Source organism: Dyella dinghuensis (assembly GCF_003977615.1).
Classification (GTDB): Bacteria; Pseudomonadota; Gammaproteobacteria; order Xanthomonadales; family Rhodanobacteraceae; genus Dyella_B; species Dyella_B dinghuensis.
Window position 1 is genome coordinate 86,147 of sequence record NZ_RYZR01000005.1, and the last position, 24,822, is coordinate 110,968.

Here is a 24,822-nt window from a genome sequence, read left to right on the forward strand (position 1 = left end):
GGGGAAAATCGAGAGTACTTCCGGGCATTTACAACTAAATGCACAAGCCCGGCAAGCCCATTTACACCTTTTTACCGGAGTCGCTCTTATGGCCATTGATATCAAAAACCTCAACCACACTCAGCTCAATGACCTGATCAGCAAAGCCCAGCTTCGCCAGAACGAACTTCGCAAGGAAAAAGTCATCAAGCTGCGCGAGAAAGTGCACGCTTTGATCAAGTCCGAGGGTTATACCTTCGAAGATGTCTTCGGCACGCCGCGTGTTGGCAAACGCCGTGGCACCGGTTCCGTGGCGCCGAAATACCGCAATCCGGCCGATCCGGAACAGACATGGTCCGGCCGCGGCAAGCGCCCGCGCTGGTTCAATGACGCACTGAAAGCCGGCAAGAAAGAAAAGGATCTGGCGATCTGATTTCTTGCAGCAACTGCTCGGAAAAAAACGCCGGCTCGTGCCGGCGTTTTTTATTGATCACGTTGCACGGTCATAGCGAACGGCGCGGGGCAATCGTCAATTCGCCAAACAATAATCCCGCCACCAGCGATATAAGCAGCGTCACCAGCAATATTCCGGTATCGAAACCAAGCGACGCATTGCGATCGAGCAGATAAGACACACTACGAAATCCCACGCTGCCCGGCACCAGCAACAAAATGCCCGGTTCGCGTACGACCGCACCCGGCCGGCCGACATAACGCGCATAAAGATTGGCTAATGCGCTGAGCAAAAAACCACCCAGAAACACACCGAATGGCGCGCCGGGCAAATTGACGGAAATCTCGCCGCCCAGGCGCGTTGTGACATAACCGACGATGACGGCCAGAATCACCACCGGCCAGTCCCTTTTCGCCGCGCGGAACAAAATCGCAAAAGCAATCGCAGCTACCAATAGCGCCGGATAATCCACCCATCCCGGCAGCGCAGGCAGTTCGAAATCGCGCGGTTCGATATGCAACACCGCGCAAATCTGCGTGGCGGCAACCGTACCGAATGTCAGCTTGAGCAGTGTCGCCATGGCACCACCCATGCGCGCCATGCCGGAGACCAGATGCTGACTGGAAATCTCGCGCACCGCTGTCGTCAACGACATGCCGGGCACCAGCACAATCAGCCCCGCAAGCACGACGGATTTGATCGCCAGCGGCACAACGAATGCGCTGACGATAATCGCCACGAGCGTCGCCACCATCGCGCAAATGGCGTCGCTGGCGACCGCCAATCGTGGCCGCGTGGCCGACAGTATTGTAATGGTGCCGATGATCAACCCGACCGCCGCCGCCACAAACAGATCCGCCAACGACGTATGCAGAAACAATGCATCGATGGCCGCCGCCGACAAACCGTAACTGCCGATCACCGCAGCCTTCTGTTGGCGCGTATCGGGAATCTCCAGCGCGCGCAACAGACGGAAACCTTCGCGCAAATCCAGCTCACCGGCGATGACGCGGTCGGCAATCTCGTCGGCACGGCACAGCTTGTCGAGATTCACATCGCCGGGAAGCAAACGAATGACTTGCGTAGCACTCGCCACACGGCCCTCATCGCCTTGCGCAAGATCGGCAAAGGAAATGATGATGGCGGTGGGGCTGGACCACACCTCCGCGCTCAGGCCAATGCGATGCGCCGAGCCGGAAATGGCCATCTCCAGGCGCGGCGACGATGCGCCGTATTTATGCAGGCGTGTTGCCAGTTCCACCAGAAACGCGATACGCGTGTTGATGGATGTAGTCGCAAACTGAACGCTCATGCGCCATCCACCCTTCGACAGGTGACGGCGGAGTACGACAGTGAATAGAGGATGTCATGGGCAGGCATGGCGCCATTCTTACCTGAAGCGCGCCACTTGGGTATGCGATGGGCTCGGCACCACGTAACGACGCCACGCTCCTCGCTTACCGGATACACCACTCAAGCCGGCCTTACCTTCAAGGTTGTGCCTTCCACAGCCACCACTTCGACCGTACTACCCAGCGGCAAATCGGGCCCGCTCACCAGCCATTGGCCGTCCCCGACGCACGCCGTACCTCGCCCGTTGACGATGGCTTCGATCAACACGTAACGGTTGCCGATCAGCTGCTCAGCGCGGCGATTCAGTTTTACGTCACCGGGCTCATTGCGGTGCAGCGTTGGGCGCAGCCCATACCAATAGGCCGCGCACGATGCGAACGCGAGTACCGCGAAAAGGATGGATTGAATCAGCATCGACAGACCCGGCACGATAAACACCAGCACACCCGTTACCGCAGCACCGATACCGATCCACAGCATGAAGTAGCCGGGCATGATCACCTCGATGGCAATCAACACCAGCGCGACGATCCACCAGATGTAATGCGCAGCAATGCTAGCGAACATGGTCGACTCCCTTACCGGTTCAACGCAGGCGTGGCGAGCGGAGTTCCACTCGCCACGCCTGAGATATCAGCTGATGGTCGGCGGCGTACGGCGCGCGGCAATCTTTTCTTGCTGCTGTCCCAATGATTCCTTCGCCAGCTCGGCAATGCCCGCCAGCGAACCGAGAATGCCCGTCGCCTCCATCGGCAGCAGCAGCATCTTTTGATTGGGCGAGTTGGCCATTTCCTTCAACGCTTCGACGTACTTGTTGGCGATGAAGTAATTGAGCGCATTGACGTTGCCGTTGGCGATCGCCTCGGACACCATCGACGTTGCCTTGGCTTCCGCCTCGGCCGAACGCTCACGCGCCTCGGCAGCACGGAACGCCGCCTCTTTCTCACCCTCGGCCGCCAGGATGACAGACTGTTTCTCGCCTTCGGCCTTGAGGATCGCCGCCTGACGGAAGCCCTCCGCTTCGAGAATATTCGCTCGCTTTTCACGCTCGGCTTTCATCTGCCGCGCCATCGAATCGATCAGGTCGCGCGGCGGCGCAATGTCCTTGATCTCGATGCGATTGACCTTCACACCCCACGGATGCGTGGCTTCGTCGACCACTTTCAACAGTTTTGCGTTGATCGCATCGCGCTGGCTCAACGATTCATCCAGATCCATCGAACCCAACACAGTACGAATATTGGTCATCACCAACGCGAGTGCAGCCTGCTGCAGATTCGCCACTTCATAGGCTGCTTTGGCGGCGTCCAATACCTGATAAAACACCACACCGTCGACGCGCACGACCGCGTTGTCCTTGGTGATCACGTCTTGGCTCGGCACGTCCAGCACCTGTTCCATCATGTTCATCTTGCGACCGATGCCGTACATCACGGGAATAAGAAAATGCAGGCCGGGCGACAGCGTGCGGATGTATTTGCCGAAGCGTTCAACAGTCCATTCGTAACCCTGCGGAACGACACGCACCAGCTTGGCCAGCACGACGAACACGAGCACGATAATGACTAATGCAACGATACTTCCCATGGCAACTCCTCCTTTTGATAAGGCGAGTATAGGCCAGCTTCGTTGCGTTACCGGTTACGCAGAGGTGGCTGTCAGAGGTAACGCCAGCGTAACGCGCAGGCCGCCGTCTTCCCGGTTGGCGAGTGCAATGCGGCCGCCGTGGGCTTCGCTGATCTCGCGCGCCAAGGCCAGGCCAAGGCCGGTGCCGGAACGCTTGGTGGAATAGAACGGCAACAGCGCCTGCGCCAGTACCGCCTCGCTCATGCCGGGTCCGCGATCGCCCACTTCGATACGCAGTTCATGGCCGACCGGGTGCAAGGCCAACGTCACGCCTTCCGGCGCACTACCCGACTCGTGCGCGTTCTTGATCAGGTTGATCAATACCTGTTCGATCTGCACCGGATCGAACCAGCCTGGCTGTGGCGGAATCTCACCGCTGAGCTGGAAGCGGCAATGCAGCGCCAGTCCATCGAGAAAGGGTTGCCATTCAATCGCCACCGGACGAGGCGCAGGAAGTTTCGCAAATCGTGCGTAACCGTCGATAAAGCCGTGCAGATGGCGAGCGCGTTCGCCAATGGTTGCGAATACGCCCGGCAAACGCTGCACATCGCCGCGACGCGCAAGCTCGGCACCGGAATGCGCAAGCGAAGAAATCGGCGCGAGCGAATTGTTCAATTCGTGGCTGACCACACGTATCACACGCTTCCACGCCGCCACTTCCTGCCTCGAAAGCTCGCGCGTCATGCGGCGGAACAGTTGCAGGCGATGCGGCCTTCCCTGCAGACGGAATGCCCGTTGCGAGAGATGGAAGGTTTCTTCGCTACCGTCCATTTCCACACTGAAAAGCGCGTCCTCGGTCCCTTCCGTGGCCTTGCGCAACGCTTCGGGAGAGTTCTCGATCAACGTGCCGAAATGCAGACCGTTGAGACTGCGGCCTTCGTTGAACAGGTGCCGTGCCGCGATATTCGCGTACGCCACACGTCCGCTGCTATCCGTCAACACCAATGCAACGGGCGTGTTCTGCACGACGGTATCGAGCAGCAATTCACGCTGCGCGAGATTCTGACGCTGCTCGCGGAGGGTCTGGCCCAACTCGTTGTGCACACGGATCAGGTCACCCAACTCGTCGCGGCGATTCAAGGCGATGGAAATACTGAAATCGCCATCGCGATAACTCGCTACCGCGCTTTCCAATGCACGCAGCAGGCGTTTGACGGGCTCCATCACGATATGCCCCAGCCACCAGCACAACGGCAGCAGGATGATCGCGCAGATGATGATGCCGCCTGCTTGAGTCGGCGGGGGGATGTCCAAAGTGAGCGCGGTGTGCAGCCACTTCAACGTCTGCGGTAAAGGCCAGCTCGTCACGCCGATATAAACCAGCGCGCCCATCAGCGCGGCAAACGCAAGCAAGACAGCCAGACGCCCTTCCAGCGACCTCAACCGCATCGTTCGTCCCCATTCACGCTAGAGCGGTGCTGCATGGAAGATCTCCCTGGGAATGCACCCGTTCTACAACACCCATGCGTGGATGTACCACTGCCGGAAGATCATGGCCCGCAACGGGTCCGATTCACGCCTGCTGCGTTGCGAGCCCGTAACGCTCCATGCGCCGGTAAAGCGCCTGTCGAGACAAACCGAGGGACTGCGCTGCGCGGCTCACAACACCATCGGCCTTATTGAGCGCCGCTTCAACCACCTCACGGCTGGGCTCGTCGAGATTGCGTACAGCCGCCGCCGTAACCGAATGCTGCGGCAAATTGAGCTGTTCGGGCGTGATAGGCGTGTTGTTGGCCAGTAAGGAGGCTCGCTCGATCGCGTTCTTCAGCTCACGCACATTGCCGGGCCATGGGTAGGTCAGCAAGGCCTCGCGCGCTGCCTCGCTGAGCTCCGCACGGCCAGCCAGGAAATGCTCGGCCAGCGGCATGATGTCGTCGATGCGCTCGGACAAGGGCGGAAGATTCACGTCGATGACGTTGAGCCGGTAATACAAATCTTCGCGGAACGTGCCGGCGCGAATCATCGCCTTCAGGTCCGCATTGGTCGCGCTCAATACGCGCACTTTCACCTTGCGCGTACGGCCCGAGCCCAGACGCTCGAATTGTCCGGTCTCCAGCACGCGCAACAGCTTCATCTGACCCGGCAACGGCAGGTTGCCGATTTCGTCGAGGAACAAGGTGCCCCCATCGGCAAGTTCAAAGCGTCCTTCGCGCGCCTTGTTGGCACCCGTATAGGCGCCAGCCTCGGCACCGAATAGTTCGGCTTCGATCAATTCGCCCGGCAACGCGCCGCAATTGACCGCGATAAACGCGCCATTCCGGACCGCCGAATTGGCGTGCACGATCGCCGCGATGCGCTCCTTGCCGGCGCCGTTAGGCCCGGTGATCAGCACAGGCACATCCGAACGCGCCACCTGACAGGCCAGATCCAGCGTCCGCGCCATGGCTTCGGAGGCAAACACCAGGCCGTCCAGATCGTATTTGCGCTGCAAGGCCTCGCGCCGCTTGCGGCGCTCCTGCCGCGTGCGGTTCACCTCGCGGGTGGATTCGGACAGCTCCAGCAGGTTCTCCACCGTCTGCAGCAGCTTGGCATCGTCCCAGGGTTTGGCCAGGTAATCGGCGGCCCCTGCCTTCACCAGCTCTACCGCGGTCTCCAGGTGCGTCCAGGCGGTCAGCAGGATCACCGGAAGGTCCGTGTGGCGCTCGCGCAGGGCACGGAACAGCTCCACGCCCTCTTCGCCCGAGGTCGTGTCGGCCGTGAAATTCATGTCCTGAATCACGACATCCACCGCTTCCCGCTCCAGCATCGCCAGGCCATCCTCGGGCGTCAGCGCCACAAGCGGCCGCACGTCATGCAACGAGAGCAGAAGCGACAGCGCTTCGCCCACGGCGGGGTTGTCGTCAATGATCAGTACGGTACGCATTCGTTTCCTACACATGCAGACATGGATGCAGCTCCTGCCCGAAAGGTTGCCATGACCATTTGCCTACGTATATGAAAAGTTGTCCGCAGCGCAGTGATCGTGTCGCGACGACAGGGTACAGCCTCGGGGCGTATGGTCGTGCTGCCCTCGCCGTCAAACCGTCCTTGTCGCCACCACCGGTGGCACGGCCGCAGCGCGCAACGCGGGCGCGAGTACCGCGAGCTGGCCCAGCGTCCACAACACCACGGCAGCAACGGGAAGGTAATAGAGCGGCAAGCGTGGCACTTCGTATTGCGTCACCAGCACAAGATTGAGCGCCAACGCAAACACGATGCCGAGCAAAATGCCTCCCGTGACGATGAGGAAATTCTCGGTGAGAAAGTAACGCAGGATATCGCCACGCGTTGCGCCCACCGCGCGACGAATACCGATCTGCCGGCGCCGCTGCTGCACCCAGAAGCTGGCCAGGCCGACGATGCCCAGCGCAGTGACCAGCATCAATGCAAGGATCACCCCTAACAGCATGCCAACCATGGCGCGGTCGCGTTCGAAATAATTGTGGCGCAGATCGCTGACGGTGTTGCTGTTGGCGTGATCGAACACGACATCCGGCGCCACCTTCGCGATGACGGCAGGCGCATCACGCACGATGCGTGGTATGTCGCTCGGGTCGGCGCGCACCAGATAGGTACCGTTGAGGAAACGTCCCGGCATGGTTGGCACAAACGCCGACCATTCCGCCGTATTCGTGCCCCGGCTTCCGGGTTGCGCGATCGCCAAATGATCGACTACGCCTATGACGCGGAAATGGAATCTATCGCACCAGAATTCCTTGCCTAGAGGATCGGCTCCCGGCCACAAGTGCGCCGCGAGTGCTTTGCTTATTACCGTGCTCGAATCATCGGCAAAATAATCATGCAGTGGCAGATAGTCAGCCGCTTGTGGCCACACGCCTTCGACAAGCTTCATACCCAGCGCCTGCACAGTACCGGGTCCGCCCTGATAGAAGTCGATCTGACCGCCCTGGATTTGACCCGCACGATCCTTGTTGATCCCGGCCGAATCGACCTGCTGCCCGAATGGAACGGTGTTGATAACACTGACCGACTGCACGCCAGCGATGCCGTGCAATCCGGCAATGATGCGCGCATTGACGTCCGGCCCCTGAGTGTCCTCAAAACCAGTAACGACGACCAAAGCCAACGAGTTTTCGTCTACCCCGCTAACGATGCGCATATTGCCAATCCGGTTGGCAATCAGGAAACAGGCGTTGCACAGCACGGCACACGCAAGCGCGATTTCCAGCGCAATCAACAAGGTCGCCAGGCGATGGTGGCGTAGCGCAGCGAGAATCGGTCGGATCTGCATGATGACGGCGCCCTTTAAAGTGTCTTCAATTGCAGCGCCGGAGGAATGCGGCTCGCGCGCAAGGCAGGCAGTGCACCGGCGATCAAGCTGACCACGAGGGCGAGCAAGAACGTCGTGAGTAACATCGTGAGATCCAGATGGGCCATATCCGCGTAGGCGGCCGGCTGACGACGCACCACCCACAGCCCGATCATCGTGAGCAACCAACCGCCAACGCCACCGAGCACGCCAATCAACCCCGCCTCGACCAGGCACTGAGCGAACACCGCACCACGCGTGGCGCCAAGCGCGCGGCGCACACCGATTTCGCCGCTGCGGCGCAGAAATTTCGCGAGCAAAAGACCCACCGTGTTGAACAGGCAAATGGCGAGAAAGGCGAATGCCAGCCATGTCTGGAGCCGCACATCGCTGGGCACCACGCCGTTGAAATCCAGCCATTGCATCAAGCCGCGCATGCGGGTGTTGTCGGCATGCGTGAAGCGGCCCAAGGCTTTCTGTTGTGCCGCGTAATCGTCTACAAAGCGCCGATAGCTTGCGACCTTTCCAGCATCGCCGAGCTGCACCCACAGCTGCACCCAATTGCACGGCGCCGCTTCAAGGTGCCCCGGCGTCGTTGGAATGCCCCAACAGTTGAACTGGTAGAAATGACCATCGTTGATTTCCAGCCCGCTAAAGAACGGCGCCATGACGTCCTCCGGCTTGCCGTAGAAGCTGGACGTATCGCCACCGCTGAAACGACCGCCCGCCACCGCATAGAACAATGGCGACGGCCGCCACGGTTTAAGTACACCGATGATGCGCACATCGCTATCGCGCAAACGTAAGGTGCGGCCCACGCTATTCTGACCCGCGAACAACTTGTCGTTAAGGTCCGCCGAGATCACCGCCACACGCGCATGCCTGGCGTCGTCCTCCGCGCTCCACCCGCCGCCGTATTGGAATGGCACATCGAACATCGGAAAGAAATCGGCCGTCGTCGACAGCATCGTTTCCATCAATGGCGGTAAATCCACACCCGGCGCACGCACCTTGAGCTGACTGTCCACGATCAGTGCCTGGCGGTCTGCGCGACGACTGCTCCACAGATCCATCGCCGAGCGGTAATCCATCACATCGGGTGGCTGGGCGTGATTGCTTTCGTTGGTTGGATCGGTATCGACCTGCGGATAGAACAGCGTGGCACTCTTGCCAGGCATCGGATCGCCCGAAAGCAGATGCATGACCGTGAGCGTGGTCATGCTGGCACCGATACCCACCGCGATCGCCAGCACCATCAACGCCGTCAGCATTTTGTTGTGCTTGAGGCTGCGCATGGCCAGATCGATGTAATACCCAAACATATGGCCCCCCTATGGACTCACACCGAACGCGTTGCGACGACCGGCGGCACGGCGGCAGCGCGCATCGCCGGGCCAAGCACGGCACACTGGCCGATCAGCCAAAGCAGCGCTGCGCCAACCGGCAGATACATCACCGGCAAACGCGGCAACTCGTAATGCACAATCAGAAAAAGGTTGATGCCGTACGCCAGCACCATGCCGACCACGATCCCCATCGTGGTGAGCAGGAAATTTTCAGTCTGAAAATAGCTGAGGATATTGCTGCGCGTTGCACCGAGCGCACGCCGCACACCAATGCTGTGATTTCGCTGCGACACCCAGAAACTCGCAAGTCCGACGATTCCCAATGCAGTGATGATGAGCATGGCGATGCAAACGCCGACAAGGATGCTGGCCATTGCACGATCATTCTGGAAGAAATCGCGCCGATGCTGCTCCATGGTGCCCTTCTCCAGCACGATGCGGTTGGGATCGAGCGCCATCAGTTTTGCGACGGCCGCTTTGAGCACCTCGTCCCGATCTTTCGGCGCGGTACGCAGCACATACACCGAGCCTTCGGCCGAACCCTCCTGGATGGGCAACACAACGCTGTATTGAGCGCCTTTTGCCATCTGCATTTCACTGGGCCTCACCAAGGTCCCCACCACGCCCACAACGGTGAGAGGGACGTCCTGGCCTATATAGACCTGCTTGCCAAGCGCCTCCTGTCCTGGCCACAGACGATCCGCTACAGCGCGTGAAACGATGGCTGGGTTAGGCTGGTTGCCTAGCTCGCCTTTATCCAGTGCCTCAACAACTTTGCTCATCGGCACATATTCTTCGGGTCGAAAGTCGCGTCCCTCGACTATCTGCGCACCCAATACACGCAACAAATTTTCGCCGTGATACATGGCCGCACTGAGACTGTCCTCCCGCTGGCTCAGCGTTAAGCGCAGGCCTGCGTTGTCGGAACCATAGTCGAACGGGATCTGGTCGATCAGCGCCGCAGCCTTGACGCCGGATATGCCTTCCAGCGCAGCAATATCCGCCGCCGCACGCGCGGGCGCGTCAGGGCGATTGCCGATGTAAGCGGTCTTCACGTACACCAGTTCCTGTTCTGCGACACCGCTGACGACGCGCATGTTTTCAAGACGCTGGTCAATCAGAAAGATGGCGTTGCAAATGATCGCGCATGTCAAAGCGATCTCGAGAATAAGCAGGCATGCCGTGAATTTGTGGCGCCGCAAAGTCATCAGTATGGGACGAATATCCATATCAATTCGCCTTCAATTGCAGTGCGGGAGGAATGTGGCAGGCACGCCACGCTGGAAGCACGCCCGCCACCAGGCTTGCACCGATAGCCAACGCAAAGGTCGCCAGCAGCATGGGCGTATCCATGTGGGCAAGCGGGGCGTACTCCGCCGGCTGCTGTCGTACGCACCACAACCCGAACAGAGACAGCAAAAGCCCGAGAGCACCGCCAGCGAAACCGATGGTGCCCGCTTCGATCAATAACTGTGCAAACAAAGCGCGGCGGGATGCCCCAAGTGCGCGACGCACGCCCAGCTCATTCGCGCGACGCATGAATTTCGCCAGCATCAGACCCACGGTATTGATGAGGCACACCACCAGAAAGCCCAGAGCCAGCCACGTTTGAAGACGCGCATCGCTAGGAACGACTTTCTGGAAGGCCAGCCATTGCATCATCGAACGCAAGCGGACATTCGGCGCCCGCGTGAATCGACCCAATGCGTGCTGTTCTTCCGAATAGTGCACGAGAAATGCCTGATATTCGCTGACGCTCGCGGCATCATCCAGTTGAACCCAGAACTGCAGCCATACGCATTGCGACCGCTCCAGATCTTCTGGGCCGCCGTTGCCGTTGCCCCAGCAATCGACCGAACCCTCGTGTCCCATGTGCGTGGCGCGCGATGTGGTCAAGGGAACAAAAATATCTTCGTCGCTGGCGTAGTTACCCATATAGGGGTCGTAGAAATGCGGATTCGGATGCCAATCGCCCAGCACGCCGATGATGCGAAAATCCGCTCCTTGCAAGCGCAACGTTCCGCCCACGCTGTTCTTGCCGCCAAATAATTTATCGTTCAAGTCAGAGCTGATAACGACGATGTGTGCTTTGCCAGCATCCTCCGCATCGCCCCATGCATTGCCGTACTTGAACGGCAAGCCGAACATCGGAAAGAAATCTTTCGTCGTAAACAACGCCATGGCCCGGAAGGGATCGATGCTCGACTGCGTTGGCTGCAGTGGCACCATGCCGCCGGTCATCAATGCCTGCCGCGTTGCGCGCTTCGCATTCAACAGGTTCATGCCGTCGATCCACGCTACCTGCTCCGGCGGCTCCGCGCCGGGAACGTACTTGCTGATATCTTGGGGATCGACTTGCGGGTAATAAATCGATGCGCTGCGCCCCGGCAGTGGATCGCCGGAGAGCACGTGAAGCACCGTGAGTGTTGTCATGCTCGCGCCAATACCCAACGCAATGGCCAGCACCATCAACGCGGTGAGCATGCGATTGCGCCTGAGCCCACGAAATGCGAGATCGAGGTAATAGCCAAACATCAGACACTCCTAATCCGATGACCCTGAGTTAGCGATTCAACCGAGCATCACACCGTGCGTGTTGCCACGACGGGCGGCACGTTGGCTGCACGCATGGCCGGCACCAAAACCGCCAACTGACCTAGTACCAACACCGTGGCCAAACCGACCAACACGTACCAGAAAGGCATGGTCGTCATCTCGAAGTACTGGATCAGCGCGCGATTCAAGCCGATGGCCAGCGCAATGCCAACCACTGCACCGCCACCGGCAATCAACAGATTTTCGAGCTGGAAGTAATGCCGGATATCGATCTTGCGTGCACCTAGCGCACGACGCACACCGATCTGCCGATGACGCTGCCCCACCCAGAAACTGGTCAGACCAACGATGCCCGCCGCAGTGACGGCCAGCAAAATCAGGCACACAACACCCATCAGCGCTGCCATACCGATGTCGGCGCGATACGCATCGGCGCGGATCGCCCCAAAGGACTTCACGCTGTCATCGTCGAGCACACGCATGGGATTGACCCCGTACAGCGCGCCGGGTATGGCATGCATCACCGCATCCATCCGTCCAGGCTTGGTGCGTACGGCGTAACGGGAATAATTGGCGTTAAGGCGAAGCGGTTCGATCGTCGAATTCCACACGAAAGTGCTCGCCCATGTGCCATTGCTGGGAACCTGCAAGCGCGCGACCACCCCGACAATCGTGGTCGGCTTGGTGCCGCCATCGAGGTACATCGCCTTGCCGACAGCACCTTGCGGAAATAACTTATCGGCAAGTTCTTTGGTCACCATCACCAAGGAAGGTTCGGCCGGATCGCGGAACCCCTTATTGGTGACATCACCCGCCGTGAAGTTGCGGCCGGCAACCAGCTGCAGACCCAGCGTCTTCAGGAAGTTTTCGTCGCCAAAGTAATACGTGCTGCGTGCATCGCCTTTAATCAGATCCGAACCCGGCTTCGTCGCGACAGAGCCGTTCCAGCTGCTGTCGAGCAACGGCAATGAATTGCTGGGTGTAACCGAGACGACATCCGGCATCGCACGCAAGGCTTCGATATCTTCGCGCTGCAGCTCATCGAGCTTCTGGATGCTGGCCGGATCGTCGCCGCTCGGCGCACCGACCCATTGCTGGCTCACCAGAATGAGATTGGATTCATCCATGCCGGTCGGGCGATTCACTTTCTCAACGCGCGAATAGATGATGAAAACGGCGTTGCAGACGATGGCAAGCGTGAGCGCGATCTGCATCGCGATCAGCACAACGCCTGATTTGTGTTTGCGTAACGCGGCAATCATGGGATGCAAGGACATGGCATCACTCCTCAATTCGATTTGAGCTGCAGCGCGGGTTGAACGCGCGAGGCTCGCCAGGTGGGATAGAGGCCCGCTAGCACCGTCGCGATGACGGCGACGATCAGGGTCAGGATCAACAAACTGAAATCCATACGGGCGAGCGTCGCGATCTCTTTCGGGAGTACCCACGCCACGCTCTTCACCCCGACCCATGTCAGCATCAAGCCAAGCAGGCCGCCCGCCGCGCCGACAATGCCGGCCTCGATCAGAAATTGCGTATAGATCGCGTTGCGCGGCGCACCAAGCGCCCTGCGCACGCCGATTTCCGAACTGCGGCGCAGGAACTTTGCCAGCAACAAACCGGCAGTATTTACCAGGCAGACAATCAGCAAGCCGAGTGCCACCACCAGCGACACCTGTGTATCGCTCGGCGCAACATGTTGGTCTTTCAACCATGCGGGCACGTCGCGCAAGCGATTGTTCACCGGCCAGCTGAAGCGTCCCGCCTCTTTCTGTTCGCGGAAATAACCATCCAGGTAATCTCTATACGCGGCGACATCGGCCTTTTCGTCCAGCTCGACCATGTAGGCAATCCATATGCAGGTCGATTGCTGCAGGCCAACGAACCCGCTTCCCTTCGGAATTTCGTCGCAATTGGTATTGCCATCGTTAGCTATCCCCATATCGATAGCACGCCGAAACGGAAGGAACACGTCCTCGAAATCGGTCGTGAAGCCGCCTGTGTTCACCACATCGTAGAAAACGGGCTTCGGCGCCCAGTTGTCGAGCACGCCGACAATGCGATAGTCCTTGCCTTCGATGTCGAGCGTTTTGCCGACGCTGTTCACGCCGCCAAACAATTTCTGGTTGAGTTTGCTGCTGATCACCACAACGGCTGCGCTTTGCGTATCGTCACTGGCGCTCCAACCGCTACCGTATTGGAACGGCACATCGAACATCGGGAAGAATTCGCTATAGACAGCGTGACCCCCGACATTGATCGGATGCATGCTTCGATCGGGCGGAATGATCGACGGCGATATGTGATACATCGCCGATTGATACTTGGCGCGATGCGCACGCATGAGCGCAACGGCGTCGTTGTAATCCATTGCATTCGGCGGCTCGGTGTCGGTGCCGCCCTGGCGCGCCTTGGGCCCCCAGATATCGATCTGCGGCACGAACAGCTTCGATGATTTCCATGGGATCGGATCGCCCGAGACGGCGCGAAACACCGAGTAAGTCGTCATGGACGCGGCCACGCCGAAGCCGATGGCCAGCACCATCAACATGGTCAAGCCTGGACTCCGCTTGAGACTGCGTACGGCCAGATCGATGTAATAGCCCAACATGGGGCACCTCCGCCCTTTGATTGATGTTCCTCTTGCGAGGATTTCTTCTTAATTCAAACCGATCGTGTCGCTTCCACCGGCGGTACACGCGACGCGCGCAACGCCGGTGCAAGCACAGCGCCCTGCCCCAGCAACAACAGCACGACAGCGCCCACAAGCAGGTACGTGCCCGACAGGCGCGCCACGTCGTAATGCGTCACCATCCACAGATTGATGCCGATAGCCAGCAAAGTTCCCACGACGACCCCAGCCACACCGATCAGCATGTTCTCCGTCATGAAGTAGCTGAGAATGTCGTTGCGCGTCGCACCCAGCGCGCGCCGGATGCCGATCTGCCGGCGCCGCTGGCCTACCCAGAAGCTGGTGAGGCCCACGATGCCGGCGGCGGTAATCGCCAGCAGCACGGCACTGACGATGCCCATCAAGATGGCCATGCCGTAGTCGCGCTCGTAAGCCTTGGCACGCACTTGCGCAAACGTCATCTCACCGTCGTCTGGATCGAAGATGCGCATGCGGTTTTGCGCAATCAGAGCTTTTGGCACATCGCGCATGGCTGCTTCCAGTTGTCCTGGCCGCGCCCGAATCAGGTAGTGCACATAACCTGTACCTACTTCTCGCATCGGCACCAGGACTGCGTTATACGCAAAGGCATTATCGTCGCTGTCCATCATGTGCGATTGCAGTGTGTCCGTGATGCCGACAATGGTCGAAGGCGTATTGTTATTGCTGGCGTAGATCTGCTTGCCGAGCGCGTCACCATTCGGGAACAGCACTTTCGCCAGATCCTTGCTGACGATGATCGCGGGCCATCCCTTCATGTCTTGAATCGTGAGCGATTGCACTTCGTCAGGCGTGAAATTGCGGCCCGCAATCAGCTTCACACCCAGCGTACCCAGCGTATGTTCGTCCGCCAGGAAGACCGACGCATCCGTCGTCATATGGATCTGATCGGGCGTCATGCGAATGAAGTTGTCCCAACCGGTTCCATGCAGGGGAAAACTGTTGAGCGACGTGGCGTCCTGCACGCTGCCAAGCTGATGCAACGCGGTCAGATCGGCTTTGATTTGTGCATCGATATTGTCATTGGACGAGTTGTCCGCCCAGTCAGACGTGATGACAAAAAGGTTCGACTCATTCACGCCCGACGGACGACTGACGCGGGCAATGCGCTCGTGAATGATGAATAGCGCGTTGCACACGATCGCCAGCGTCAGCGCGATCTGGAATCCAATCAGAATCGTGCCTGCCTTATGGCGGCGCATCGCGGCGAGTATGGGTTTGATCTGCATCGTCGTCGCCTCAGTTCGATTTCAGCTGCCAGGCCGGCTGCACTTGCGCGGCGCGCCATGTCGGATAAAACGCGGCAATCACCGTCGCCAATACCGCCACGATGAGCGTCGTAAGCAACAACGACATATCGAGATGCGCCAGACGTGCGACGTCGGGCTCGAACAACAGCCCAATCCCCTGCATGCCCACGATCGTCAACAGCAGACCCAGCACGCCACCCGCCAGACCGACGGTGGCCGCTTCCATCAGAAACTGTGCGTAGACTTCGCGACGCGTCGCGCCGAGCGCACGACGCACGCCTATCTCCGACGACCGCCGCATGAATTTGGCGAGCAGCAAGCCAATCGTATTCACCAGGCAGATGATGAAGAAACCGATCGATACGAACAATGAAATGCGGCTCTCGGCAGGCACCACTTTTTCGTGATCGAGCCACTCGGTCACATTACGCAAACGCACATTCGGCGCCCATTGGAAGCGGCCGGCTTGCTGCTGCTCGGCGGAATAGGCGGTGAGAAATTCTTTATAGCGTTCCGCGTCGGCCTGCGTCGGCAATTCGGCCCAGAACGGAATCCATGCGCACTCGCGATGCAACCATTGCTCGTCGTTCGAGAAATGGGCCGGCGCACCGCCGCAATTGTTGCGCCCGGCCATGCCGACATGGATGTCGACGGCGCGATTAACGCTGATGTAAACCTGCGCCGGGTTGGCGAACTCCATGTTGTCGTAGGCGTCGTAATAGCGAGGCTTCGGATCCCAATGCTCCGTCACGCCGACGATGCGATAGGCGTGCATATCCAGCGTCACATCGCGCCCGACGCTGTTCGCGCCGCCGAACAGCCGCTGATTCAATGCGTCACTGATCACCGCGACCGCCGCATGACCGTCGTCATCGGCATTCGTCCACGGCGAGCCGTATTTGAACGGCACGTCAAACATGGTGAAAAAATCCGCGGTGGTCGCGTAGCCGGTTGTCGTACTCGGTAAATCGTTGGCGTTTTGCGGAAGTACCGAAGGTGCGATGTCGTAGAGCATGGTCTGATGCGGCGCCTTGTGCGCCTGCATCAGTGCGACAGCATCGGTGTAATTGAGCGCGTCCGGCGGCTCGTTGCCTGGTTCGTTGTATTGCGGCCCACGGTTGTCGATCTGCACGTTGTAAAGCTGACTGGATTTCCACGGGATGGGATTGCCCGAGACCACACGAAACACCGACCACGTAATCATCGAAGCGGCCACGCCAAAGGCAATGGCCATCACCATCAATGCGGTAAGCACAGGGTTGCGCCGCAAGCTGCGCCACCCCAATCCCAGGTAGTAAACGAACATGCTCATGCCGGACGCGTCGCCTCGATCGGTGGTACGCGCGAGGCGCGCAATGCGGGAGCGAACACCGCACCCTGCCCTAACAAAACCAGTGTCACCATGCCGCCTAATACATAGGTCAGCGGCAGGAATCCCAGCGAGAAGGTTTTTACGAGCCAGAGATTGAGTCCGAACGCCAGCAAGGTGCCGATAGCGATGCCACCCAGACTGATGAGCAGATTCTCGGTGAGGAAGTAATGCAGGATGTCGCGGTGCGTGGCACCCAGCGCGCGACGCACCCCGATCTGTCGCCGCCGTTGGCCGACCCAGAAGCTGGTCAGTCCGACGATGCCGGCCGCAGTGATCGCCAGCAGCACCGCGCAGATGATGCCCATCAGAATGGCCATGCCGCGATCGCGCTCGAAGGCTTCCTCGCGAATCTGTTGATAATTGACCAGACCGTCTTTCGCAGGAAACATGCGCATGCGGTTTTCTGCATACAAGGCTTTGGGCGCCTCGCGCATCGCGTCGGCAAGCTGGCCCGGTTTGGCCCGCACTACGTAGAACACGCCCAACGGTTGCGCCAGCCGAAGCGGCCAGATCAGTGACTGGCCTGTATACGGTGCGCTCCACGTCGATACATCCTGGCGATGCAATGTATCGACAATACCGATGATGGTAGTTGGCGTGCTGCTCATCGAATAAAACGATTTGCCCAGTGCGTCGCCATTCGGAAACAACCGATCGGCGAGGGTCTTGCTGATGATGGTCACCGGCGGAATCGTGGATTCACGCAGGCCCATGTTTTGCACTTCGCCGGCATTGAAATCGCGGCCTGCAATCAACTTCAAGCCAAGCGTGCGCAGGAAATGCTCATCGCCTACGTAGACGGACGCATCGGTAGTCTTGGCGGTCTGATCGGGCTTCATGGTGATGAAGTTGTCCCAGCCACCGCCACGCAAAGGGTAACCGTCGGTGGGGGTAGCGTCGGCCACGCTCGGCAATTGCCGCAACGTAGCCAAGTCCTGCTGGACCTTCGCGGCTGCCTGCTCCTTCGTGTATTGCTCGCCCCACAGGTTGGCCATGGCAAACAGGTTGGGTTCGTCCACCCCGGTGGGTTCGGCAATATGCGCCAGGCGTTGATGGATGATGTACAGCGCGTTGCACACAATCGCCAGCGTCAGCGCGATCTGCAAAGCAATAAGCACGGTACCGGCCTTGTGCCTGCGTAGTGCGGAAAGAATCGGCTTAATCTGCATCACAACGACTCCCTCGCCTCAGTTGGACTTCAATTGCCAGGCAGGCTGCACCTGCGCAGCACGCCATGCCGGGTAGAACGCGGCCGCCACAGCGGCAAGCACCGACACCAACAGCGTCAGTGCAACCAGCGACAGATCCAGATGCGCCAGTTGCGCGATTTCCTGATCGAACAGAAGGCTCACCCCGCTCATGCCCACCGCTGTGAGCAGCAGACCCAGCACACCGCCTGCGATACCCACCGAAGCAGCCTCGAGCAGGTACTGCGTGTAAATTTCCCGCCGCGTCGCGCCAAGCGCGCGCCGCACACCGATCTCGCCGGCACGACGCATGAACTTCGCCAGCAGCAGGCCGATCGTGTTGACCAGGCAAATCACGAAGAAGCACAACGCCACGATCAGCGAGATACGGCTCTCCGGCGGAACGACGTTCTGCTGCGTCATGAATGCCATCACATCGAGCAACCGGATGTTGGCCGGCCAGCCGAAACGGCCCGCATGCTGCTGATCGGCGGCATAGCTGGTCAGGAATTGCCGGTATTGCTCCGCGTCACTGCGCGTATTGAGTTCCACCCACGGCATCAGCCATACGCAATTGCTTTGCAGCCATTGATCCCAACCGGTGAAGGCGAGATTGCCGCGGCAACTGTTGCGTCCGGAAGAGTCGACATGCAGGTCGAGCATGCGATTGAGCAACACGTAGAAGTCCGGCGATTCAGAGAACCCGTCTTCGCCCCACACAGCGTAGAAGCGTGGCGCAGGGTTCCAATGCTGGGCTACGCCGACAATACGATAAGCATTGCCGCCAAGGACAATTTCCTTACCGACGCTATTGGCGCCGCCAAACATGCGCTGATTGAATTCCTTCGTCAGAACGACATCGGCGGCGCGATGATCGTCTTCGCTGGTGTTCCAGCCGGAGCCGTAAAGAAACGGCACCTCGAACATCGGGAAGAAATCGCCTGTCACCGCATAACCGGACGCGGACGACGGAACACTATCGGCATCCCTTCCGAGCGCCGACAACATCACCGGATAAATCAAGGTCTGGCGCGACGCTTTATGCGCGCGCATCAACGCCATCGCATCGACGTAGTTGAGCGCTCCCGGCGGCTCGCCCTTTTCGTTCTGCTGCGGCCCCCAGCTATCGATCTGCGGTGCAAACAGCTGCGAGGACTTGTTCGGAATTGGATCATCCGACACCGCACGAAACACCGAGTACGTGATCATCGACGCGGCCACGCCAAAACCGATGGCCATCATCATCAGTGCGGTGAGCATGGGATTGCGCCGCAGGCTGCGCAGGCCAAGTTGTAGGTAGTAGGCGTACATCGGCTCGTGGCTCGTCCATGTCGGATGAATGCAATGGCGAGAGTGGCCCTCGCCCCCGCCCTCTCCCCGCATGGGGAGAGGGTGCTCGAACATCAGCCGCGGATTTGTCCGGCTGCCGCGGTATAGGCTGTGTGGAAGCGCGGATCTTCCGCGAGATCCACCACCTGACCGTCGATGATGTGCACGTTGCGTTGTGCGCGCGCGGCGAGTTCCGGATCATGCGTCACCATCACGATGGTGGCGCCTTCGCGATGGATTTCTTCGAGCAGTTCCAGAACGCCGCGTGCCATTTGCGTATCGAGGTTGCCGGTCGGTTCGTCGGCTAGAAGCAGGCGCGGCGTACCCGCCAATGCACGCGCAATCGCAACGCGCTGCTGCTGACCGCCGGAGAGTTCTGCCGGATAGTGCTTGGCGCGCGACGCGAGGCCCACGCGATCCAGCGCATTCATGATGCGCTCCTTGCGCTCGGCTGCTTTCATACCGCGATAGCGCAACGGCACTTCGACGTTGTCGAACACGTTGAGGTCGGGAATGAGATTGAAGGCCTGGAAGATGAAGCCGATTTTCTCGTTGCGGATCTTCGAGCGCGCGTTGTCGTCGAGCTGGCTCACTTCGATACCGTCCAGGTGGTATTCGCCGCCGGTGAATGTTTCGAGCAAACCTGCAATCGTGAGGAAGGTGGTTTTGCCCGAACCGGACGGACCGGTAACGGCGACGAACTCGCCTTCTTTGACGTCGATGTTGAAGTCGCGAAGTGCGTACGTCTCCACCACTTCGGTGCGGTAAACCTTAGAAAGGTGAGTCATCTTCAGCATGGTTGTGTCCTTCAGTTGAGGTTTTTGCCCCTCCCGCTTTTCTACGGGAGGCTGGGAGGGGGTGAAGGCTTGTCGTCACTCGACTCACCCCACCCCAGCCCCGCTCTGCGTACACAGAGCAGGGAGTAATCGTCAGCGGCTGATCACGACCCGCTGTGCGCCTTTAAAGTTGTCGGTGCCGGAGATCACGATGTTGTCGCCTTCCTTCAGGCCATCGAGGATCTCGACTTTGTCGATGCTGCTTTCGCCTACGCGAATCGGCGTCTTGGTGGCGATGCCGTCGTTGACGAGGTAGGCGTAGCTGCCGCCGGATTCGTCGACGAACGAACCGCGCTGCACCGTCAGCACGTTTTCGCGGTGATCCAGCAGAATGCGCACGGACAGGCGCTGGTTCTGACGCAGCTGCTTGGGCGTGCTGCCATCGAAGCGCACGCGCGCGGCGACTTCGCCGTTGACGACTTCCGGCGAAATGGCGCTGACGATGCCCTTCCAGGTGTTGTCGTTGCCGCTGATCTCACCCGACATGCCGATGGCAAGATCGCGCGCGAAACTTTCCGGCACCTTCACTTCCACTTCGAGCGCGGACAGATCGATCACGCTGAGCAGTTGTGCATCTTTCGCGACAGTAGCGCGCTCGGCGATAAAGAGCTGGCCGACCTGACCGTCGACCGGCGAACGCACGTTGAGATCGTCGACCTGGCGTTGCAGGTCTTTCACCAACAGCACCTGACGATCGTGCGCGAGTTTCTTTGCCTGGATGTCGAAGGTGCCGCTGTTGTTGTTGAGGTTGAGATCGGCTTGCGCGTGCTGCAGCGCGATGTCCGCTTTTTCGACGGAGTCCTTGGCGCGATCGACGTCCATCTCCGGCACGCCGCCCTGCGAATACGCTTTCTCGTAACGATCCAGATCGCGCTTTGCGGTTTGATCGTCGATCTTGGCGTTGTCGTACGCCTTCTGCATCTGCGACGTTTGCATGCGTGCACTGTTCTGCGAACGCATGTAGTCCACTTGCATGGCATCGGCGTTGGATTCTTCCTGCGCGAGCTTGTTGACGAGTTCGGGACTGTCGATGAGCGCGAGCACTTCGCCCTTCTTGACGTTGTCGCCCGCATGCACTTTCAGCGTCACGGCACCGCCGTAAGTGGCGTAAAGCGTGGGACTGACGGCAGCGACCACCTGGCCTTCTGCCGCGATGTCGCGAATGAAGGGACCACGCTGTACCGTGGCGAAAGCCAATCGTGAAGCACTCACCGAAGAGTCGGCTGAGAACAGTCGCGCAACACCCGGCGCAAAAATCGCCAGCACAATTACAGCCGCGACGGCACCGCCAATCCAGAGCAGTTTCTTCTTGCGGCTTGGCTTGACGTTGATCAGTCGGTCCTGGGCCGAGGTGTCGCGAATCATGGTGTTGTCCCTTGGCCGCGGACAGTGCGGCCCTACACCCGATATCAGCAATCTGCGTGCCAGCCGGCGAACGTGCGATTACTTTTGCACGATCAATCACTTATAGGATGCATGCGCATGCGCGCGACTGTCCGCGGACACCGGCCGGACAGCTGGACGGGCGGCGTGGACACGCCTTTACGGGTGCAAGGACACCGATTCCGCGTGCGCGATATGCGCAGCGACATGATGGCCCAAGGGCGAGAGTTCGCTGGTCGCGTTGCGTTCGAGCACGGTCAAGCCAGCGACCTCACGCAGACGAAAGTTTACGATGCGTGCGCTATCGGGCCTGAGCATCGGCATATCTGGCGAGCCGGGCGGCTGAAGTGGCGATTCGTGCATCGTCATCAAGGCTTCCCACGCGAGATAGTCGGTATCGGGAAGCAAATGCAGGCGCGCGCGCGGCCGACCGAAACGATCCATGCATTCGAGCCATTCGCGCGGACCGTCGTCAGTCACGGCGCTCGTCGCCATCAGCCAATGAATATCCAGCAACGGTGCAAGGGTGCGTTCGGTCACCAGCAAACCGGGTGGCAGCGCCTCGGTGATCACTTGCGCCGCGCTGTTATGCAGATAAAGCACGCTGCCGAGGCCCGGCAATTTGTGCATCAACCCATGCGGTGAAATGTGATGGAAACGCCGTGATAAAACAGTGCGCGGCGCGTGGCGGCAACGCTGTGCTATAGGCGTAGTAAGCCAACCGAACATGACGATCTCCCGATTGAAGACCTGGCTGGCGCACACATGCTGGCGAACAGGTTTAATTGAAATTCCCTTCTCCCATCGGAGCACGCGGGGAGGGCACATGGATGTGCCCGGCTCTGGGGAGCGAGGAAGGTGCCGGCAGGCGGATGAGGGTCCGGTGCTAAAGCCACCTTGAACCCGCTAGCACGAACCATCGCCTCACTTAGTCAAAATCAACTTCCCATTCCGCGTAAGCCGCAGGTGATATTCGCTACCAAGATGCTGAATCACCAGCTCCCGCTCACCCGCCAGCAAACGCTGACTGGAAATGCGCCGCACCGGCGATACGGATGGCGCGACGGCTTCCAAAGCCGACAGCATCGGCGGTTGCGATGGGCGGGAGAGGGTTAGCGTGCTTGCGGTCATGGCGCGACTCCGTCGTCAGGGTGACGATCAAATGATAATGATTCTCATTTAATAGTCAAGCGACGAGGTGAGTCAGGCCACGGAGCTCTCGATCCGCTGTTTCAGGGCTGCATCGATTCGCGGCAATAGATCCAAAGCACCCAGGTTTTGCTCCAGCTGTTCGCGCCGGCTGGCACCGAGCAAAACCGTCGAGACATGCGGATTGGTCAGGCACCAAGCGATCGCGAGCTGTGCCGGCGTCGTGCCCAATTCCGCAGCGATGACCGACAACTGCTTCACCTTCTCGACGCGGCTGCTGTTCTCGCCCAGCACCATATCGCGCAGCCATTCGTAACCCGGTTGCGTAATGCGCGAACCCTGCGGCACACCCTGGTTGTATTTGCCGCTCAACAAGCCTGATGCCAACGGCGACCAGATCGTGGTGCCCATCGCGTAATGTTCGTAGAGCGGTGCGTATTCCTGCTCGACACGTTCGCGATGCAACAGGTTGTATTGCGGCTGCTCGACCACCGGCGCGTACATGTGCATGTCGCGCGCGACGCGGTGCGCCTCATGAATTTCCGCGGCAGACCATTCGCTCGTACCCCAGTACAAGACCTTGCCCTGACGAATCAGCGTGTCCATCGCCGCAACGGTTTCATCGATAGGCGTTTCCGGATCGGGGCGATGACAGAAATACAGATCCAGATGCCCCACGCGCAAACGTTCGAGTGCCTGATGACAGGCTTCGATCACATGTTTGCGCGAAAGACCGCGCTGCGTCGGGCGTGGTTTCTCCGCTGCGCCGAAATACACCTTGCTCGATACACAGTAGCTATCGCGCGGAAAACGCAGATCGGCGAGTACATCGCCCATCAGGCGTTCGGCTTCGCCATGGTTGTACGTTTCTGCGTTATCGAAGAAATTGATACCGCGATCCCACGCAAGCGCCATCAACTCGCGTGCTTCGGAGCGGCCGACCTGGCGTCCGAATGTCACCCACGCGCCGAAGGACAACGCGGACAACTGCAGGCCAGTGCGGCCGAGGCGGCGGTATTGCATGGATATCTCCCGATTGTGACAGCAGCTATCGAACGCTGGATATCATCGACGATGATCAGACGCCGCAAAAGCAAACGCCCCCGCAAAGGTTACTACCTGTGCGAGGGTGCGATGTCACAAATTTGTGGACGAACGGCGTGATGAGATGGAAACGTCACTGCACCGTAAAATCGGTAACCGTGCTGTCAAGTGAGTTGCCCTGGTTTTGCATGTGCAGCGTCACTGCTACGTCATACTTTTCCAGATAGGCGAGCGTCATCTTGTTGGTCACCATGCCGTTGTTGTCGATGGCCTGGCAGTTGAGCTCCAGCGCCTGCCCCTGGATCGACGCATTCAACTGCGACGCACTGTAACGCTTGCCGCTCTCGCAAATGACCTGGCCCGGATCCGCAAACGTCGCCTGCCCTGCCGCACCGTACAAATAGACAAAACTTATGTGGCCATCGGTTTTCGTATCGAAATGCAGCACCTTGCGCGCCTCGATCACCGGCGAAATCGTGCTCTTGTCCGTCGGCACGTTCTGCGTCAGAAACGGAAAATAGCCGCGATACATCAGATCCAATCGCGTCGATGCCGCCGCACCGCGCGTCTGCGCGCTTTCCTTTCGGCGAACCAGACCGTGTCCAGCGTTTTCAATCGTTACTTCGACGGTATAGACACCGCCGGCATTACCTTGGCCGGTGCTCGTGACCTGGTCGCGCGTGTGCAAAACCATTCGGTTGAACGACACGGGATCCAGATTCGCGTTGATCACTGCACTCTTCACATCGGGAGCGAGTGCGTCGGCGCTGAAGTGCTGCGAAAAATAATCAGTATCTGTATTCGATGCGCCGCTCGGCGGAAGCGGTGCTGCGCCTTGATCCATGGACTGTGCGTTGCAGTTTGAACTGGCGTATCCAGCCATGAGCACCGGGACCAGCGTTAACGCAAGAAGCTTTTTCTTCGATGCAAAGCCCATGATCCGTCCTCTGAACGCACAATGCGCACCGCCAATCATCTTCCTCAAAACGATCGGCGAGAACAAGCTAAACAGCATGGCCGCCATGCAGAGGCTTCAGG

At 59.4% G+C, this 24,822-nt stretch carries 22 protein-coding genes; 1 reads left to right on the plus strand and 21 read right to left on the minus strand.

The genetic code is table 11. From position 1 onward, the window contains the following. Positions 1–88 precede the first annotated feature (88 nt). Positions 89–412 (plus strand): H-NS histone family protein, encoded by a 324-nt coding sequence (locus EKH79_RS07940; RefSeq protein WP_126673267.1) that lies wholly within the window; start codon positions 89–91, stop codon positions 410–412. Positions 413–482: 70 nt separating this feature from the next. Here the strand turns inward: EKH79_RS07940 and EKH79_RS07945 are convergent, their stop codons facing one another. From EKH79_RS07945 to EKH79_RS08045, 21 genes are all read right to left on the minus strand, one after another. Next, entirely contained in the window at positions 483–1,745 is a 1,263-nt protein-coding gene (locus tag EKH79_RS07945) for a threonine/serine exporter family protein (RefSeq protein ID WP_126673268.1), read from the minus strand. Positions 1,746–1,906: 161 nt separating this feature from the next. Beyond that, entirely contained in the window at positions 1,907–2,353 is a 447-nt protein-coding gene (locus tag EKH79_RS07950; protein WP_126673269.1) for an NfeD family protein, read from the minus strand. Positions 2,354–2,419: 66 nt separating this feature from the next. Beyond that, positions 2,420–3,373, minus strand: coding sequence for an SPFH domain-containing protein (locus EKH79_RS07955; protein WP_126673270.1), 954 nt, complete (start codon positions 3,371–3,373; stop codon positions 2,420–2,422). Positions 3,374–3,427: 54 nt separating this feature from the next. Next, complete coding sequence (locus tag EKH79_RS07960) at positions 3,428–4,801, minus strand: sensor histidine kinase (RefSeq protein ID WP_126673271.1); 1,374 nt, start codon at positions 4,799–4,801, stop codon at positions 3,428–3,430. Positions 4,802–4,925: 124 nt separating this feature from the next. Continuing rightward, positions 4,926–6,275 carry a sigma-54-dependent transcriptional regulator gene (locus EKH79_RS07965; protein ID WP_126673272.1) on the minus strand — a complete coding sequence of 450 codons (1,350 nt, stop codon included), beginning with the start codon at positions 6,273–6,275 and terminating at the stop codon, positions 4,926–4,928. A 153-nt stretch (positions 6,276–6,428) separates the two neighbouring features. Beyond that, on the minus strand, positions 6,429–7,643 hold the full coding sequence (locus tag EKH79_RS07970) for an ABC transporter permease (RefSeq protein ID WP_126673273.1): 1,215 nt from the start codon (positions 7,641–7,643) through the stop codon (positions 6,429–6,431). Between the two features lie 14 nt (positions 7,644–7,657). After that, complete coding sequence (locus EKH79_RS07975) at positions 7,658–8,983, minus strand: ABC transporter permease (RefSeq protein WP_126673274.1); 1,326 nt, start codon at positions 8,981–8,983, stop codon at positions 7,658–7,660. 17 nt (positions 8,984–9,000) lie between these two features. Beyond that, positions 9,001–10,236, minus strand: a complete 1,236-nt coding sequence (locus EKH79_RS07980) for an ABC transporter permease (protein WP_126673275.1) — start codon at positions 10,234–10,236, stop codon at positions 9,001–9,003. 1 nt (position 10,237) lies between these two features. Then, positions 10,238–11,542, minus strand: coding sequence for an ABC transporter permease (locus EKH79_RS07985; protein WP_126673276.1), 1,305 nt, complete (start codon positions 11,540–11,542; stop codon positions 10,238–10,240). Positions 11,543–11,589: 47 nt separating this feature from the next. After that, a complete protein-coding gene (locus EKH79_RS07990) occupies positions 11,590–12,840 on the minus strand; it encodes an ABC transporter permease (RefSeq protein ID WP_126673277.1) in 1,251 nt (416 codons plus the stop codon). A gap of 11 nt (positions 12,841–12,851) precedes the next feature. Further along, positions 12,852–14,174 carry an ABC transporter permease gene (locus EKH79_RS07995; protein WP_126673278.1) on the minus strand — a complete coding sequence of 441 codons (1,323 nt, stop codon included), beginning with the start codon at positions 14,172–14,174 and terminating at the stop codon, positions 12,852–12,854. Between the two features lie 53 nt (positions 14,175–14,227). Further along, positions 14,228–15,463, minus strand: a complete 1,236-nt coding sequence (locus tag EKH79_RS08000) for an ABC transporter permease (protein WP_126673279.1) — start codon at positions 15,461–15,463, stop codon at positions 14,228–14,230. Between the two features lie 10 nt (positions 15,464–15,473). Beyond that, on the minus strand, positions 15,474–16,790 hold the full coding sequence (locus EKH79_RS08005; protein ID WP_126673842.1) for an ABC transporter permease: 1,317 nt from the start codon (positions 16,788–16,790) through the stop codon (positions 15,474–15,476). Positions 16,791–16,792: 2 nt separating this feature from the next. Continuing rightward, positions 16,793–18,025 carry an ABC transporter permease gene (locus EKH79_RS08010; protein WP_126673280.1) on the minus strand — a complete coding sequence of 411 codons (1,233 nt, stop codon included), beginning with the start codon at positions 18,023–18,025 and terminating at the stop codon, positions 16,793–16,795. Positions 18,026–18,043: 18 nt separating this feature from the next. Beyond that, positions 18,044–19,354 (minus strand): ABC transporter permease, encoded by a 1,311-nt coding sequence (locus EKH79_RS08015; RefSeq protein WP_126673281.1) that lies wholly within the window; start codon positions 19,352–19,354, stop codon positions 18,044–18,046. Between the two features lie 92 nt (positions 19,355–19,446). After that, the gene (locus EKH79_RS08020) at positions 19,447–20,169 is read right to left on the minus strand and encodes an ABC transporter ATP-binding protein (protein WP_126673282.1); all 723 of its coding nucleotides are present in this window, start codon (positions 20,167–20,169) and stop codon (positions 19,447–19,449) included. A gap of 132 nt (positions 20,170–20,301) precedes the next feature. Next, a complete protein-coding gene (locus EKH79_RS08025) occupies positions 20,302–21,573 on the minus strand; it encodes an efflux RND transporter periplasmic adaptor subunit (protein WP_126673283.1) in 1,272 nt (423 codons plus the stop codon). A gap of 177 nt (positions 21,574–21,750) precedes the next feature. Further along, positions 21,751–22,221 carry a hypothetical protein gene (locus EKH79_RS08030; protein WP_126673284.1) on the minus strand — a complete coding sequence of 157 codons (471 nt, stop codon included), beginning with the start codon at positions 22,219–22,221 and terminating at the stop codon, positions 21,751–21,753. 294 nt (positions 22,222–22,515) lie between these two features. Beyond that, a complete protein-coding gene (hemP, locus tag EKH79_RS08035; RefSeq protein WP_199754204.1) occupies positions 22,516–22,722 on the minus strand; it encodes a hemin uptake protein HemP in 207 nt (68 codons plus the stop codon). Between the two features lie 72 nt (positions 22,723–22,794). After that, positions 22,795–23,763, minus strand: coding sequence for a potassium channel beta subunit family protein (locus EKH79_RS08040; protein WP_126673285.1), 969 nt, complete (start codon positions 23,761–23,763; stop codon positions 22,795–22,797). Positions 23,764–23,917: 154 nt separating this feature from the next. Then, positions 23,918–24,721, minus strand: coding sequence for a hypothetical protein (locus tag EKH79_RS08045; protein WP_148109000.1), 804 nt, complete (start codon positions 24,719–24,721; stop codon positions 23,918–23,920). Between the last annotated feature and the right edge of the window lie 101 nt (positions 24,722–24,822).